The sequence below is a fragment of the Methylibium sp. T29-B genome (assembly GCF_000576225.1).
Classification (GTDB): Bacteria; Pseudomonadota; Gammaproteobacteria; order Burkholderiales; family Burkholderiaceae_C; genus Methylibium; species Methylibium petroleiphilum.
Genome location: NZ_AZSN01000038.1, coordinates 1 through 14,729, shown reverse-complemented (window position 1 = coordinate 14,729; position 14,729 = coordinate 1). Strand labels below are relative to the sequence as shown.

Here is a 14,729-nt window from a genome sequence, read left to right as displayed (position 1 = left end):
AGTGGTGGCGGCAGTGTTCGGATCACCCCCGCCGCGAACAAGCAAGGACAAACCTTTGTGAGCAGCGCAGCATTTGCTTACAAATTGTTCCCGCTGTCTCAGCAGGGACCACAACGCACCATGACGGAGCGTCGGACTGAAGGCGGTGTTGCGCGCGCGCCGCGCTCTCAGTCGACCGGCGTCAGCTTCGCGACGCTCAGCGCCAGCCACTTCATGCCATGGCGGCCGAAGTTGACCTGGGCGCGGGCATCGGCGCCGATGCCCTCGAGCGTGACGATCACGCCCTCGCCGAACTTGGTGTGGAACACGCCTTGCCCGGACCGCAGCCCGTTCGGCGTGCTGCGCGCCTGGGCTTCGAAGGCGGCCGGCGCCGAAGCAGGCACTACGCGTCCCGCGCCCACCATCGAGCCGAGCCCCGTGCCGCGCTGCCACGCGGCCTGGTAGTCGCGCGCATAGCCCGAGCCGAAGCCCTGCAGCTTCGGCGTGAGCCATTTCAGCGCAGCCTCGGGCAGTTCATCGAAGAAGCGGCTCTTGAGGTTGTAGCGGGTCTGGCCGTGCAGCATGCGGGTCTGGCTGAAGCTCAGGTAGAGCCGCTTGCGCGCGCGCGTGATGGCCACGTACATCAGGCGGCGCTCCTCTTCCAGACCGTCGAGGTCGGCCGCCGCGTTCTCGTGCGGGAACAGGCCTTCCTCCAGGCCGGTGATGAAGACCTGGTCGAACTCCAGGCCCTTGGCGGCGTGCACCGTCATCAACTGCACGGCGTCGTGGCCGGCCTGCGCCTGGTTGTCGCCGGCCTCGAGCGCGGCGTGGGTGAGAAAGGCCGCGAGCGGGCTCATGATCTCGCCGGTCTCGGCATCGGGCTGGGTGTCGACCAGGGCCACGGCGGCTGGCAGGCCCTCGGCGATGCGGCCGGCCTGTTCGTCGACCGGCAACGCCACCGCGTCTTTGCCGAAGCCTTCCTGCGTGACGAAGGCCTCGGCGGCGTTGACCAGTTCGTCCAGGTTCTCCAGCCGCTCGGCGCCTTCCTTCTCGTTGCGGTAGAAGTCGGCCAGCCCGGAAGACTGCACCACGTGCTCGATGATCTCGCGCAGCGTGAGGCCGCGCGTCGCGTCGCGCATCGCGTCGACAAGCGCGGTGAAGGCGCCGAGGTTGCTGCCGCCCTTGCCGGCGATCGCCCCCACGCTCTGCCAGAGGCTGCGGCCGCTGCTGCGCGCGGCGTCCTGCAGCAGCTCCATCGTGCGGGTGCCGATGCCACGCGTGGGGAAGTTGACGACGCGCAGGAAGCTGGTGTCGTCGTTCGGATTCTCGATCAGCCGCAGGTAAGCCAGCGCGTGCTTGATCTCGGCACGCTCGAAGAAACGCAGGCCGCCATAGACGCGGTAGGGCACGCCGGCGTTGAACAGCGCGCTCTCGATCACCCGGCTCTGCGCGTTGCTGCGGTAGAGCACTGCGATCTCGCTGCGCGGCGAGCCGTCGCGCTGCAGCTGGCGCGCCTCGTCGAGGAACCACTGCGCCTCGGCGAAGTCGCTGGTGGCCTCGAACACGCGCACCGGCTCTCCGGGGCCGGCCTCGGTGCGCAGGTTCTTGCCCAGGCGGCGCGAGTTGTGCGCGATCAGCGCGTTGGCGCTGTCGAGGATGTTGCCGAAGCTGCGGTAGTTGCGCTCGAGCTTCACGACTTGCTGAACGTGGAACTCGCGCTCGAAGTCGGCCATGTTGCCGACACGCGCGCCGCGGAAGGCGTAGATGCTCTGGTCGTCGTCGCCGACGGCGAGCACGTTGTTGTCGGTGCCGGCGAACATCTTCAACCACGCGTACTGCAGGCGATTGGTGTCCTGGAATTCGTCGACCAGGATGTGGCGGAAGCGCCGCTGGTAGTGCTGGCGCAGCTCGGCGTGGTCACGCATCAGCTCGTAGGTGCGCAGCATCAGCTCGGCGAAGTCGACCACGCCCTCGCGCTGGCACTGGTCTTCGTAGGCCTGGTAGATGGCCTGCTGCGTGCGGGTGAGCTCGTCGCGCACCTCGATATGCTGCGGGCGCAGTCCGTCTTCCTTGGCGCCGGCGATGAACCACGCGCACTGCTTGGGGATGTAGCGCTCCTCGTCGAGCTTCATCGCCTTGACGATGCGCTTGACCGCAGAGACGCTGTCCTGCGCATCGAGGATCTGGAAACCCTGCGGCAGGCCCGCCAGCTTCCAGTGCGCGCGCAGGAAGCGGTTGCACAAGCCGTGGAAGGTGCCGATCCACATGCCGCGCGGGTTCACCGGCAGCAGCGTGGAGAGCCGCGTGAGCATCTCCTTCGCGGCCTTGTTGGTGAAGGTCACCGCCATCACGCCGGCCGGCGAGACCTGCCCGGTCTGCACCAGCCAGGCGATGCGCGTCGTCAGCACCCGCGTCTTGCCGGACCCGGCACCCGCGAGGATCAGCGCATTGCCCGCCGGCAGCGTGACCGCGGCGAGCTGCTCGGGGTTCAGGTGGCGCAGCAGACCAGCGGCTTCGCCCGGAGGCGCACGATCGTTTTCAACTGACACATCCATCCGCGGATTCTATGGAGCCGCGCTCGGCTCCAAGGGTATCCTCGTCCCCATCGTCCTACCCACTCTTCCTGCCATGTCCGACGCGCTGCTCATCGGCATCTCCGCGCGCATCTATCACCCGATCACACCGGTGGCCGACATCGGTGGCATCTTCACCCGGACCCTGCACTACCTGGAGCAATCGGTGGCGCACTGGGTGCTGCAGCCCGACGCGCTGGCGCTGATGATCCCGCCCGTCGAGCGCGAGGGCTTGCTGCAGCCCAGCGAGGTGAGCCTGGCCGACTACGCGCAGCGACTCGACGGCCTGGTGCTGCAGGGCGGCGCCGACGTGGCCCCCGAGAGCTACGGCGAGACCCCGCTGGCGCCCGCCTGGGCCGGCGACCGGGTGCGCGACCGCTACGAGATCGAGCTGTTCAACGCCTTCGTCGCCGCCGGCAAGCCGGTGATCGGCATCTGCCGCGGCTGCCAGCTGATCAATGTCGCCTTCGGCGGCACGCTCTACCAGGACATCTCGACCCAGGTGCCCACCGCCATCGCCCACGTCGACGATGCCCGCTACGACAACCAGTTCCACGAGGTCAGCCTGGTGCAGGGCAGCCGGCTGGCCGGGCTCTATCCGGGCACGCACCGGGCCGAGATCAACTCCATCCACCACCAGGCAATCAAGGACCTGGGCCGCGAACTGAACATCGAGGCGGTGGCGGTGCCCGACGGCCTGATCGAGGCGGTGCGCTGGCGCGGTTCGAGCTATGTATTCGGCATGCAGTGGCATCCGGAATTCATGGCGCAGCGCCAGCTCCATCCCGACCAGCTCGACGGCCGGCCGATCCTGCGCGAGTTCCTCGACGCCGCACGCGCGCGACGGCGCGCCTGAGCCTTGCGCACGCCCTCCTGGGCGCCGCTGGCGCCGCACTGCTCACCAGCCTCACCCCCGCGGCGGCGGCGCCCTGCAGCGCGCCGCGCGAGGTCATCGAGCGGCTGATGTCGTCCGACTGCGAAGCCTGCTGGACCGGCGCCGCGGCCCGGCCGCTGCCGCGCTCGACCTGGGTGCTGGACTGGATCGAACCGAGCGCCGCCGGGGCCGATGCACCCCTGGCCGCAGGCGCCCTGCCCGAGTCCGCTGCCCGCCGCCGGGCGCTGGCGACGGCGGCACCGGTCGACGGCACGCAGGAGTTTCGCTGGCCGCTCGCCCGGCGACCGGCGGTGCGACTGACAGTGGGCGGCGGCCCCGCCTGGAACGGCTACCTGGGCCTGCAATTGCAGGCCAGTGGCAAGCTCCCCGAGGGCGCCGAGGTCTACCTGGCCCTGGTCGAGCACATCGCGGCCGGCAGCGATGGCAGCCCGGTCGAACGGCGTCTGGTGCGCAGCGTGGCCGGTCCGCTGGTTCTGGACGCGGATGGCCGGCGCTCGACGCAGTGGCGAGCGCTCCGCATCCCCGAGGGCGCCAAGCCGGAACGCCTGCAGGGCATGGCATGGTGGGTGGATCGCGAGGCGCGTCTGCGTGGCATCGCGCTGGAGGCGTGCACGGCCCGCTGAATCGGCGCACGCTGCGCTAGGAGGTCGCGGCCGTCCGCCGTCTCGGCGCGGCACCCGCCTGCGATGCCAGACGGGCCTGCAGCAGGTGCTGCAAGGCGGCATGCGCTGCCGGCAGATCGAAGGACGGGTCGATCAGGGCACGCACGGCCAGACCATCGAGCGCCGCCGCCAGTACCGCGCTCAGCGACGGCAGATCGCCGAGTTCGACTGCCGCCGTGGCGGTGATCGCGGCCAGTTGCCGGCCCATCTCGGATTCCGCGTCGCGGTGACGCTGCGCGGCGGCCTCCGCGACCACCGGGTCACGCAAGGCAGCACTGTCGATGTCGGCTGAAAGACGGACCCGATCCGCGGTGACGAGGCCCTCCGCTCGTCCGAGCCAGGCGCCCGGCCCTGCAGCGTCGCCGGTCTCCGGCGGGCCTTCCGCGTGCAGGCGGTGCGCGCTGGCGCCGACCAAGGCCGCGATCAGTTCGCCCTTGGACGCAAAGTAGTAGTGCGCCAACCCGAGCGCCACACCAGCTTCCCGGGCCACGCGCCGCATCGACAGCTTCCCGATGCCATCGGTCAGCAGCACGTCGAGCGCGGCTTCGACGATCAGCGTGCGCTTGTCCCTGCCCGCAGGGGCGCCACCACTGACCGGGTCGTCGGTACGCGTCAGCAGGGGGTCGAGCCAGTCGGACATCGGGAGAAAGAAGGCTTGGCGGGACGTTCAAGCAACGCCCGGAGTGTTGCGCAGCGACGTACCGCCTGGGATCGAACAGGCGTTCAAACGCGAAGGTCGGGAGAAAATCCTGTTGCACGCAGCGCGATCCGCTGCTCGGTCTCGATGTTCCGTCTCGCTTTCCAGCCCCATCCCTTTCCTGCATCAGAAGGCTCCACCATGACTCTGTCCCGAACAAGCCGTCTCCGAGCACTGCGAAGCGCTCTTCCCGTCGCCGTCGCCACCTCCGTTCTCACGCTCTGGAGCGCCGCAGCTGCAGCGGCACCCAAGATCCCCAAGGTCAGCGTCGGTATCGAGAAATGCATCCCGACGGTGCTGGCCAAGCACCCCGGCACCGTGCTGCAGGTGGTGCTGAAGCCGGAGGACGGCAAGCCGGTCTGGGAGATCGAGGTCGACGGCAAGGACGGCAAGCTGTGGGACGTGGAGTGCAGCGGCGCCACCGGCAAGATCGTCGAGAGCGAGCAGCGCTTCAAGTCGGCCGACGAGCCCGGCTTCAAGGAGAAGGTCAAGGTCAGCGAGACCGACGCGACCAAGACCGCACTCGCCAAGCACCCGGGCAAGGTCGAGCGCGTCGAGTACGAGGTCGAGTCCGATGGCACGCCGGTCTACGAGTTCGACATCGAGCAGGACAATGGGGACGACGTGCGCGTCGAGGTCGACGCGGTCACCGGCAAGCTGCGCGAGGCACACCCCGAATTGCTGGAGATCGGCCGACTGCCGAAGTGAAGCCGCCGCCCCGGACGGAGCGGGCCCGGCCTGCCTCGTAGAATCGGGGCATCGACCCAGCGGAAACGGCGCCCCATGGGCGCCGTTTTCCTTTCAAGCCTGCCATGACCGAACTCGCGAAATCCTTCGAACCCGGCCCGATCGAGGCCAAGTGGGCCCCCGTGTGGGAGCAGCGAGGCCTGTTCGCGCCGACGCTCGACGACGGCAAGTCCTCGTTCGCCATCCAGCTGCCGCCGCCCAACGTGACCGGCGTGCTGCACATGGGCCACGCGTTCAACCAGACCATCATGGACGCGTTGACGCGCTACCACCGCATGCGCGGCGACAACACGCTGTGGGTGCCGGGCACCGACCACGCCGGCATCGCGACGCAGATCGTCGTGGAGCGCCAGCTGGAGCAGCAGGGCCAGAGCCGTCACGACCTCGGCCGCCAGAGCTTCGTCGCCAAGGTGTGGGAGTGGAAGGAGCACTCGGGCTCGACGATCACGCAGCAGATGCGCCGGGTCGGCGCCAGCGTGGACTGGCGGCACGAGTACTTCACGATGGACGAGAAGCTGTCGCCGGTGGTGACGGACACCTTCGTGCAGCTCTATGAGCAGGGCCTGATCTACCGCGGCAAGCGGCTGGTGAACTGGGACCCGGTGCTGAAGTCGGCAGTCTCGGACCTGGAGGTGGAGAGCGAAGAGGAAGACGGTTTCCTGTGGCACATCCGTTACCCGCTGGCCGACGGCAGCGGCGAGTTGGTGGTGGCGACGACCCGGCCCGAGACCATGATCGGCGACACCGCGGTGATGGTGCACCCCGAGGACGAGCGCCATGCCGGCCTGATCGGCAAGCAGGTGACGCTGCCGCTGTGCGGTCGCACGATCCCGGTGATCGCCGACGACTACGTCGACCGTGCCTTCGGCACCGGCGTGGTCAAGGTCACGCCGGCCCACGACTTCAATGACTACGCGGTCGGCCAGCGCCACGGGTTGCCGGTGATCGGCATCCTGACGCTGGACGCCAAGGTCAACGACGCTGCGCCGGAGGCCTATCGCGGGCTGGACCGCTTCGTCGCGCGCAAGAAGGTGGTCGCCGACCTCGAGACCCAGGGCTTCCTGGTCGAGGTGAAGAAGCACAAGCTGATGGTGCCGCGCTGCGCGCGCACCGGCCAGGTGGTCGAGCCGATGCTGACCGACCAGTGGTTCGTCGCAGTCAGCAAGGCCGGCCCCGACGGCAGGAGCATCGCGCAGAAGGCGATCGACGCGGTTGCCTCCGGCGAGGTGAAGTTCGTGCCGGAAAACTGGGTCAACACCTACGACCAGTGGATGAAGAACATCCAGGACTGGTGCATCTCGCGCCAGCTCTGGTGGGGCCACCAGATCCCGGCGTGGTACGGCAGCGGCGGCGAGCTGTTCGTCGCGCGCAGCGAGGACGAGGCGCGGACCAAGGCGCGCGCGGCCGGCTACGTCGGCGCGCTGACGCGCGACGAGGACGTGCTCGATACCTGGTACTCGTCCGCGCTGGTGCCGTTCTCCTCGCTCGGCTGGCCGGCGAAGACGAAGGAACTCGAGCTGTTCCTGCCCTCGAGCGTGCTGGTCACCGGCTACGAAATCATCTTCTTCTGGGTCGCCCGGATGATCATGATGACGACCTACTTCACCGGCCGCGTGCCGTTCCGCACCGTCTACATCCACGGCATGGTGCGTGACAGCGAGGGCAAGAAGATGAGCAAGTCCGAAGGGAACGTGCTCGATCCGGTGGACCTGATCCAGGGCGTGGACCTCGATACGCTGGTGAAGAAGAGCACCACCGGCCTGCGCAAACCCGAGACCGCGCCGAAGGTCGCCGCACGCGTGAAGAAGGAGTTCCCCGAGGGCATGCCCGCCTATGGCGCCGACGCGCTGCGCTTCACGATGGCCAGCTACGCCAGCCTGGGCCGCAACATCAACTTCGACACCAAGCGCTGCGAGGGCTATCGCAACTTCTGCAACAAGCTCTGGAACGCCACGCGCTTCGTGCTGATGAACTGCGAGGGTCAGGACTGCGGCTTTGCGGATCACACGGCCGAGCAGTGCGTGCCGGGCGGCTACCTCGACTTCTCGAACGCCGACCGCTGGATCACCGGCGAGCTGCAGCGCATCGAGGCGGCGGTCGAGAAGGCGTTCGCCGAGTTCCGCCTCGACAACGTCGCCAACGCCGTCTACAGCTTCGTGTGGGACGAGTACTGCGATTGGTATCTGGAAATCGCCAAGGTGCAGATCGCGGTCGGCGACGACGCCGCGAAGCGCGCGACCCGCCGCACGTTGATCCGCGTGCTGGAGACCGTCCTGCGCCTGCTGCATCCGCTGACGCCCTTCATCACCGAGGAACTGTGGCAGGCCGTCGCACCGGTCGCGCAACGCAAGGTCGCCGGCAGCGACGCGTCGATCGCGACGGCAAGCTACCCGCAGCCGCAACTGGAACGCGTCGACGCCCAAGCCGATGCCTGGGTGGCGAAGCTGAAGGCACTGGTCGGCGCCTGCCGCAACCTGCGCTCGGAGATGAGCCTCTCACCGGCCGAGCGCGTGCCGCTGCTGAGCTTCGGAGATGCCACCTTCATCGCCCAGGCCACGCCGCTGCTGAAGGCGCTGGCCAAGCTCGGCGACGTGCGGGTCATCGACAGCGAGTCTGAGTTCGTGCAGGCCACCGCAGCCGCGCCGGTGTCTGTGCACGGCGCGACACGGCTGGCGCTGCACGTGGAGGTCGATGTCGAGGCCGAGCGCGAGCGGCTGTCGAAGGAGATCGCCCGGCTCGAGGGCGAGATCGTCAAGGCCGAAGCCAAGCTGGGCAACGAGAGCTTCGTGGCGCGCGCTCCAGCGACCGTGGTGGCGCAGGAGCGCCAGCGCCTCACAGATTTCAGCGCGACGCTGGATCGCTTGCGGGCTCAGCGTTCGCGCTTGGGCTGAGCTGAGCTTCGTCGGCCTTGCCCAACGGTGGAGGTGGCGGCGGATCGAGGTCGTCGTCATCGTCGACGACGACAGCACCATCCACCGGCAGATCGTCGGGCTGCGCACTCAGCGGCGCCGGGCCCGACACCGGGCCGTGCGGCGGCGACACCGCCACCCGGAGTTCGCGCGCCAGCGGCGGGGTCTGGCTGAGAATCTCGTCGAGCCGCTGAGCGACCGCCCAGACGCTCCGGACACGGGACTCCTGCGTGTAACCGGCCAGACGCGAGGTCGTGTGCAGGTTGGGCGCGCCGTTCAGCGGCCGGCCCGGATCGAGCAGCCCCGGCTCCACGCTGTCGAGCCAGGCGCTCGCGATGCGGCCGCTGCGCAGGGCCATCGCCAGCGAGGCCTCGTCGAACAACGCCGAATGCGAGGTGCTGACCAGCACCTGCCCCGGCTTGCACTGCGGCAGATAGCGCTCGCCGAACAGGCCCTGATAGCGGCTGTAATAGGGTAACTGCACGCAGACGGCGTCGGCGGTCTCGAGCAACTCGCGCAGGCCCATGGCCTCGATGCGCCAGCGGCCCCAGAGGATGTCGCTCGCATGCAACGTCGGGTCGTAGCCGACCAGCCGCGTGCCGAAGCCGCTGAGCATGGCCGACAGCGAGCGCGCCGCCGGCGCCAACCCGACCAGGCCGACCGTCACCGAGGCCAGCTCGCGGCCGGTCGTGACCCGGCCGCCACCGGCGCCCGGGCGCAGCAGGGTGATCAGCGCGCCAATCATGAACTCGGCCTCGGCTGGGGCCGTGGCGGCGGCGCCGCGCACCAGTTCCACGCCTGCACGCGAGCAGGCATCGACGTCGATGTTCTCCAGCCCCGGCTCGATGCGCGCCACGGCCCGCAGCAGCGGGGCGAACGACAGCGCCTCGGAGTCGATCCGCAACTGCGGCGGCAGCACCGCGGCCCGCACATTGAACAGGGTCTGACGGAAGGCTCGTGCGTCACGCGCCAGTTCGGGTGCATAGCGCACCCGGTGGCGAGCCTGCAACCAGCTCAGCACTTCGCTTTCTATCGGTTCGACAATCAGCAGATCCATGGCGGCCGATGATGACTCAAGCCAGACCGTGACATAAGTTCACAAGCCCACTTGAGCAGGGGAGCGCGTGACGGAAGCTGCATGACAGAATGAATCGAACTTCTCTCATGATTGTAAGTACATGCTCATCAACAAGGCGATCTTCCCCGTGGCGGGTCTCGGCACCCGCTTTCTGCCGGCCACCAAGGCACAGCCCAAGGAAATGCTGCCGGTCGTTGACAAGCCCTTGATCCAGTATGCCGTCGAGGAAGCTTACGCCGCCGGCATCCGCGAGATGATTTTGTGACCGGACGCAGCAAGCGCCCGATCGAGGACCACTTCGACATGGCCTACGAACTCGAGGTGGAACTCGAGGCCGCCGGCAAGGCCGAACTGCTGGAGCTGGTGCGCCAAGTCAAGCCCGACGACATGGAGTGCGTCTATGTGCGCCAGTCCAAGATGCTGGGCCTGGGTCACGCGGTGCTGTGCGCCGAGCGACTGGTGCGCAACGAGCCGTTCGCCGTGCTGCTGGCCGATGACCTGATGGTCGGCGACAAGCCCATCCTGACCCAGATGGTCGAGCAATTCGACGAATGGCGCGCCTCGATCCTCGCGGTCCAGGAAGTACCGGAGGACCAGACTCGCCGCTACGGCATCGTGGCCGGCACGCCGGTCAACGACCGCATGATGGATGTTTCGCGCATCGTCGAGAAGCCGGCCCCGGCCGACGCCCCTTCGCGGCTGGGCGTGGCCGGGCGCTACATCCTGATGCCCGACGTGTTCACCGAGATCCGCAACCAGCCGCGCGGCGTGGGGGGTGAGATCCAGCTGACCGACGGCATTGCCGGCCTGTTGCGCCGCCAGAAGGTGTTCGCCTACACCTACGAGGGCAAGCGCTACGACTGCGGCAGCAAGGAAGGCTTCCTGCAGGCCAACATCGAGCTCGGCATGGCCCACCCGCAGATCGGCGCCAGCGTGCGCGAGTACCTGAAGACGCTGGCGCTCTGACCCGGAGCGCGGCCGCACCCCATGAAAAAGCCGCCCGAGGGCGGCTTTCTTGCGCGGGCTGGCTCAGCTCAGCGCCTCCGCAACCAGTGAATGAACTCCTGGCCCTCGGTCTGCTGGTCGACCAGCTCGTTGCCGGTCTGGCGGGCAAAGGCCTGGAAATCGCGCACCGAGCCGGGGTCGGTGGCGACCACCTTCAGCGTCTGGCCGCTGCTCATGTCGGCCAGTGCCTTCTTCGCCTTCAGGATCGGCAGCGGGCAGTTCAGACCGCGGGTGTCGAGTTCCTTGTTCACTTCCATCGATATCCCCTGTTGCAACGATTCTAGGCCGACGCCCGGCCCCATTCGATCCACTGCGGCTCGATGCCGCGGGTGCGCTGCCAGTCGGCCAGCGCGAACCCGGTGCCGGCGGTCCAGCACTTCACCTCCGCCGGCTCGAACAGTCGATACTCCACCAGCTCCGGCGACAGCACGATCTCGCCGCGCGCCTTCACGTGGTAGGCCACGATGAGCTGGTTCATGCGCTGGAAATCATAGACACCGATCAGCGCGATCTGGCTCGCCCGCAGCGCGGTCTCTTCCAGCACCTCGCGCGCGATGCCCTCCTGAGGGGTCTCGCCGGCCTCCATGAAGCCGGTGATCAGGCCGAAGTTCCTGCCCGCCCAGGCCGCGTTGCGCGCCAGCAGCAGGCGTCCGTCGCGGTCCTCGCATTCCAGTACCGCAGCCAGCACCGGCGTCGGGTTGTTCCAGTGCGTCCAGGCGCACTGGGGACAGCGTAGCCGGGACTTGTCGCCGCCATCCTCGGCCGCGACGATCCATTCGAGCGCGGCGGCACAGCTCGGGCAGAAGCGGAACGCATGCGACATCGGAGGCTCAGGCCGGGAAGACCCCGGTCGACAGGTAGCGGTCGCCACGGTCGCAGACGATGAACACGATGGTCGCGTTCTCGACCGTCCTGGCCACCTCCAACGCCGCCCACAGCGCCCCGGCGGCTGAGATGCCAGCGAACAGACCCTCCTCGCGCGCCAGCCGGCGCGCCATGTCCTCGGCATCAGACTGGCTGACGTTGATGGTCTCGTCGACACGGCTGGGCTCGTAGATCTTTGGCAGATAGGCCTCAGGCCACTTGCGGATGCCGGGGATCCGCGAGCCTTCGCTGGGCTGCGCGCCGATGATGCGCACGCCGGGGTTCCTCGACTTCAGGTAGGTCGACACGCCGGTGATCGTGCCGGTGGTCCCCATCGCGCTGACGAAGTGCGTGATCTGCCTTCGGTGTCGTCCCAGATCTCGGGGCCGGTGGTCTCGACATGGATGCGCGGGTTGTCGGCATTGGCGAACTGGTCGAGCACGCGGCCCTTGCCCTCGCGTTGCAGGCGCTCCGCCAGGTCGCGCGCGTACTCCATGCCGCCGGCCTTGGGCGTCAGCACCAGTTCCGCGCCGAAGGCACGCATCGACTGCGCCCGCTCGATCGACAGGTCCTCCGGCATGATCAGCAGCATGCGGTAGCCTCGGATCGCCGCCGCCATCGCCAGCGCGATGCCGGTGTTGCCCGAGGTGGCCTCGATCAAGGTGTCGCCCGGCTTGATCTCGCCACGCTCCTCGGCGCGGCGGATCATGCTGATGGCCGGCCGGTCCTTCACCGACCCCGCGGGGTTGTTGCCCTCGAGCTTGCCGAGGATCACGTTGCCGCGCCGCTCGTTCTCGGCGCCCGGCAGGCGCACCAGGCGAACCAGCGGGGTTCGGCCGATCGTGTCTTCAACGGTCAGATAACGAGGCATCGGAGCACCTTTCTGAGGCAATTGTGGCAGCTGCCCGAAGCCCCCGTGGCAGAATCGCCGCGTTCCTTTCGTGCCTCGGTGGCGAAACCGGTAGACGCGCGGGACTCAAAATCCCGTTCAGCAATGAGTGTCGGTTCGAGTCCGACCCCGAGGCACCACCCCCACCCTCACCCACGCTCCGGCAGCCGCGCTGCGGCCGATCCACCCGCGCCACATGCCTCCCCTGCCCCCGATCACCCAGGCCCTGATCCTGATCAACGTCGCGGTGTTCTGCCTCGACCAGTTCCTCGGCATGTGGTTCACGCGGCTGTTCGCGCTGTGGCCGCTGGGTGGCGGTTTCATGCCTTGGCAGGTGGCGAGCTACGCCTTCCTGCACGGTGGCATCGGCCATCTGTTCTTCAACATGCTGGGCCTGTGGATGTTCGGCGCGGAGCTGGAGCGTCTGTGGGGCACGAAGCGCTTCGTGCAGTTCTACGGCGCCAGCGTGCTCGCCGCGGCCGTAGCGCAGTTGCTGGTGGCCTGGCTGCTCAACTCGCCCTACCCGACCGTTGGCGCCTCGGGCGGCCTGTTCGGCCTGCTGCTGGCTTTCGGCATGCTGTTCCCGAACCGCACCATCATGCCGCTCTTCCCGCCGATCCCGATGAAGGCACGCACCTTTGTGATGGTGTTCGGCGGCCTGGAACTGCTGCTCGGCTTCATCAGCCCGACAGGCGGTGTGGCGCACTTCGCCCACCTGGGCGGCATGGCCGGCGGCTGGCTGATGATCCGCTACTGGCGCGGCCAAACTCCATTCGGTCGGCGCTGACGCCGGCCTAGGGTTGCCGCCTCGGCTCGCAGCCTTTTTGCCTGGCGCAAAGCCCTCAGACTCCCGTCGGGCTCGGTGACGGTTCATGCTGCGGCCATCCCTCGTGGAGGCCGAGATGTCACCCTCCCTTTTGCTTCGCCTGTCGTTCGCCCTGGTTCTGGGACTGTCCGCCGGCCTCGCTCACCCCGCACCGGACCGTCAGGGTAACGGCGAGGCTGCCGAATTCCCGGGCCAGCGCCTGGCGCTGAAACGGGCCAGCGATGCGGTGCTCGGGGTGCAGAGCACGGCGACCGAGGGCGCCAGCACGATCGACACGCTGGGCGAATACCGCGCCGGCTCCGGCGTCGTGATCGCCAGCGACGGCTTGGTGCTGACGATCGGCTACCTGATTCTCGAGGCGGAGGAGGTCGAGCTGGTGCTCGACAGCGGCAAGCGCATGCCGGCCCGCGTGGTGGCCTACGATCTGGCGACCGGCTTCGGCCTGGTGCAAGCGGTGCTGCCGCTGGGCATCGCGCCGGCGCAGCTCGGCCAGGCCCACGCGGTGGCGGAGGGCGAGCCGCTGCTGTTCGTGAGCGGCGGCGACGACGGGGCGCTGAGCGCCGCGGAGCTGGTGTCGCGGCGCGGCTTCTCCGGCTACTGGGAGTACCACATCGACGGCGCGCTGTTCACCAGCCCGGCCCGCCGCGACCACAGTGGTGCAGGGCTCTTCAACGCGCAGGGGGAGCTGATCGGCATCGGCTCGCTGCTCGTGCCCAGCGCGCCCGGCGACGGCAGCCGCCGTGCCGGCAACATGTTCGTGCCGGTCGACCTGCTGCCGCCGATCTTCGCGGAGTTGCGCGAACGGGGCGTATCGCGCGCCAGCATGCGTGCCTGGCTGGGAGTGAACTGCGTCGAGCAGGACGACGGCCTGCGCGTGGTGCGCGTGAGCCGCGACAGCCCGGCCGAGATGGCAGGGCTGCAGCCCGGCGATCTGATCCGCCGCCTCGATGGCGCGCCGGTCGGTGGCCTGGAGTCCTTCTACAAGATGCTCTGGAATGGAGGCAGCGCCGAGCGTGACCTGACCATCGAGGTGTTGCGCGAAGGCCGGATGCAGTCGGTGCCGGTGCACAGCATCGACCGCACGCAGACCTTGCGGCGCGCGCGCGGCATCTGACCGGCCCGCTCAGCCTCCGATCAGCCCCTCACGGACCGTCGGATAGCGCAGCACTACCCGCAATTCCTCGTGCAGGCGGCGGTTGAGCAGCCGCCGGGACTCGCTCATGAAACTCAGCCCGACCGGGGAAATCGCTTCGCCTGCGGCGGCCCGCGTGATGCGCGGCGGTCGCGGCAGCCCGGCCAGATCAGCCACCAGATCGAAGTAGTCGCCCATCTTCATCTCGGTGTCGTCGCTCGCATGGACCACTCGCTGCGGTCGCCCCCGGTGCAGCGCAGCGATGCAGCAGCGCGCCAGGTCGTCTGCGTGGATGTGGTTGGTGTAGACGTCCTCGTGCGCGGCCAGCACTGGCGTGCCGCGCACGACCCGTTCGCGCGGTGCGCCGCCGGGTCGATCGGTCGCTAGATGCCTGGAATGCGCAGCAGCGTCACCCGCACGCCGCAGGCGCGACCGTGCCAGCGCAACTGCGCCTCGGCCGCGACGCGCCGCCG

Annotated in this window: 11 protein-coding genes, 1 tRNA gene and 3 pseudogenes; 8 read left to right on the top strand and 7 right to left on the bottom strand. The window is 68.6% G+C overall.

Annotation, left to right across the window (positions count from 1 at the left end):
- Positions 1-167: 167 nt before the first annotated feature.
- On the bottom strand, positions 168-2,534 hold the full coding sequence (locus tag Y694_RS08615) for a UvrD-helicase domain-containing protein (protein ID WP_036231612.1): 2,367 nt from the start codon (positions 2,532-2,534) through the stop codon (positions 168-170).
- 73 nt (positions 2,535-2,607) lie between these two features.
- Between Y694_RS08615 and Y694_RS08610 the strand changes: the two genes are divergently transcribed.
- Together Y694_RS08610 and Y694_RS08605 are read left to right on the top strand one after the other, a co-directional pair.
- Complete coding sequence (locus Y694_RS08610) at positions 2,608-3,408, top strand: gamma-glutamyl-gamma-aminobutyrate hydrolase family protein (protein ID WP_011828739.1); 801 nt, start codon at positions 2,608-2,610, stop codon at positions 3,406-3,408.
- 107 nt (positions 3,409-3,515) lie between these two features.
- Positions 3,516-4,070, top strand: a complete 555-nt coding sequence (locus Y694_RS08605; RefSeq protein WP_051495664.1) for a hypothetical protein — start codon at positions 3,516-3,518, stop codon at positions 4,068-4,070.
- Between the two features lie 16 nt (positions 4,071-4,086).
- On the opposite strand, the gene Y694_RS08600 is transcribed toward Y694_RS08605, so the two are convergent.
- The gene (locus tag Y694_RS08600) at positions 4,087-4,749 is read right to left on the bottom strand and encodes a TetR/AcrR family transcriptional regulator (RefSeq protein WP_011828737.1); all 663 of its coding nucleotides are present in this window, start codon (positions 4,747-4,749) and stop codon (positions 4,087-4,089) included.
- Between the two features lie 198 nt (positions 4,750-4,947).
- Here Y694_RS08600 and Y694_RS08595 point away from each other — a divergent pair, with 198 nt between their 5' ends.
- The gene (locus Y694_RS08595; RefSeq protein ID WP_036231610.1) at positions 4,948-5,514 is read left to right on the top strand and encodes a PepSY domain-containing protein; all 567 of its coding nucleotides are present in this window, start codon (positions 4,948-4,950) and stop codon (positions 5,512-5,514) included.
- A 104-nt stretch (positions 5,515-5,618) separates the two neighbouring features.
- Complete coding sequence (locus Y694_RS08590; RefSeq protein ID WP_036231608.1) at positions 5,619-8,444, top strand: valine--tRNA ligase; 2,826 nt, start codon at positions 5,619-5,621, stop codon at positions 8,442-8,444.
- Here Y694_RS08590 and Y694_RS08585 read toward each other — a convergent pair.
- Positions 8,395-9,519, bottom strand: coding sequence for a D-isomer specific 2-hydroxyacid dehydrogenase family protein (locus Y694_RS08585; RefSeq protein WP_036231606.1), 1,125 nt, complete (start codon positions 9,517-9,519; stop codon positions 8,395-8,397). The two genes, Y694_RS08590 and Y694_RS08585, sit on opposite strands and share 50 nt — an antisense overlap.
- Positions 9,520-9,640: 121 nt before the next feature.
- Between Y694_RS08585 and galU the strand changes: the two are divergent.
- A pseudogene (gene galU, locus Y694_RS08580) lies at positions 9,641-10,506 on the top strand (UTP--glucose-1-phosphate uridylyltransferase GalU).
- A gap of 68 nt (positions 10,507-10,574) precedes the next feature.
- Here galU and Y694_RS08575 read toward each other — a convergent pair.
- From Y694_RS08575 to cysM, 3 genes and pseudogenes are all read right to left on the bottom strand, one after another.
- Positions 10,575-10,802 carry a sulfurtransferase TusA family protein gene (locus Y694_RS08575; RefSeq protein WP_011828732.1) on the bottom strand — a complete coding sequence of 76 codons (228 nt, stop codon included), beginning with the start codon at positions 10,800-10,802 and terminating at the stop codon, positions 10,575-10,577.
- A gap of 23 nt (positions 10,803-10,825) precedes the next feature.
- Positions 10,826-11,368, bottom strand: a complete 543-nt coding sequence (locus tag Y694_RS08570) for an NUDIX domain-containing protein (protein ID WP_011828731.1) — start codon at positions 11,366-11,368, stop codon at positions 10,826-10,828.
- A gap of 7 nt (positions 11,369-11,375) precedes the next feature.
- Positions 11,376-12,280, bottom strand: a pseudogene (cysM, locus tag Y694_RS08565) (cysteine synthase CysM).
- A 72-nt stretch (positions 12,281-12,352) separates the two neighbouring features.
- On the opposite strand from cysM, the gene Y694_RS08560 reads away from it, so the two are divergent.
- From Y694_RS08560 to Y694_RS08550, 3 genes are all read left to right on the top strand, one after another.
- Positions 12,353-12,438 (top strand) — tRNA-Leu (locus Y694_RS08560).
- Between the two features lie 56 nt (positions 12,439-12,494).
- Positions 12,495-13,085 (top strand): rhomboid family intramembrane serine protease, encoded by a 591-nt coding sequence (locus tag Y694_RS08555; protein ID WP_011828728.1) that lies wholly within the window; start codon positions 12,495-12,497, stop codon positions 13,083-13,085.
- 115 nt (positions 13,086-13,200) lie between these two features.
- Positions 13,201-14,238 (top strand): S1C family serine protease, encoded by a 1,038-nt coding sequence (locus tag Y694_RS08550; RefSeq protein ID WP_148210896.1) that lies wholly within the window; start codon positions 13,201-13,203, stop codon positions 14,236-14,238.
- Between the two features lie 9 nt (positions 14,239-14,247).
- On the opposite strand, the pseudogene Y694_RS08545 reads toward Y694_RS08550, so the two are convergent.
- Positions 14,248-14,729 (bottom strand): annotated as a pseudogene (locus Y694_RS08545) (SDR family NAD(P)-dependent oxidoreductase); the annotation flags it as partial.

What these genes read in the sequence shown, in the direction of transcription:
- Y694_RS08585 (WP_036231606.1), bottom strand. Translation starts at nt 9,519, where the DNA reads ATGGATCTGCTGATTGTCGAACCGATAGAAAGCGAAGTGCTGAGCTGG.
- Y694_RS08550 (WP_148210896.1), top strand. Translation starts at nt 13,201, where the DNA reads ATGTCACCCTCCCTTTTGCTTCGCCTGTCGTTCGCCCTGGTTCTGGGA.
- Y694_RS08590 (WP_036231608.1), top strand. Translation starts at nt 5,619, where the DNA reads ATGACCGAACTCGCGAAATCCTTCGAACCCGGCCCGATCGAGGCCAAG.
- Y694_RS08600 (WP_011828737.1), bottom strand. Translation starts at nt 4,749, where the DNA reads ATGTCCGACTGGCTCGACCCCCTGCTGACGCGTACCGACGACCCGGTC.
- Y694_RS08605 (WP_051495664.1), top strand. Translation starts at nt 3,516, where the DNA reads ATGTCGTCCGACTGCGAAGCCTGCTGGACCGGCGCCGCGGCCCGGCCG.
- Y694_RS08610 (WP_011828739.1), top strand. Translation starts at nt 2,608, where the DNA reads ATGTCCGACGCGCTGCTCATCGGCATCTCCGCGCGCATCTATCACCCG.
- Y694_RS08570 (WP_011828731.1), bottom strand. Translation starts at nt 11,368, where the DNA reads ATGTCGCATGCGTTCCGCTTCTGCCCGAGCTGTGCCGCCGCGCTCGAA.
- Y694_RS08555 (WP_011828728.1), top strand. Translation starts at nt 12,495, where the DNA reads ATGCCTCCCCTGCCCCCGATCACCCAGGCCCTGATCCTGATCAACGTC.
- Y694_RS08595 (WP_036231610.1), top strand. Translation starts at nt 4,948, where the DNA reads ATGACTCTGTCCCGAACAAGCCGTCTCCGAGCACTGCGAAGCGCTCTT.
- Y694_RS08575 (WP_011828732.1), bottom strand. Translation starts at nt 10,802, where the DNA reads ATGGAAGTGAACAAGGAACTCGACACCCGCGGTCTGAACTGCCCGCTG.
- Y694_RS08615 (WP_036231612.1), bottom strand. Translation starts at nt 2,534, where the DNA reads ATGGATGTGTCAGTTGAAAACGATCGTGCGCCTCCGGGCGAAGCCGCT.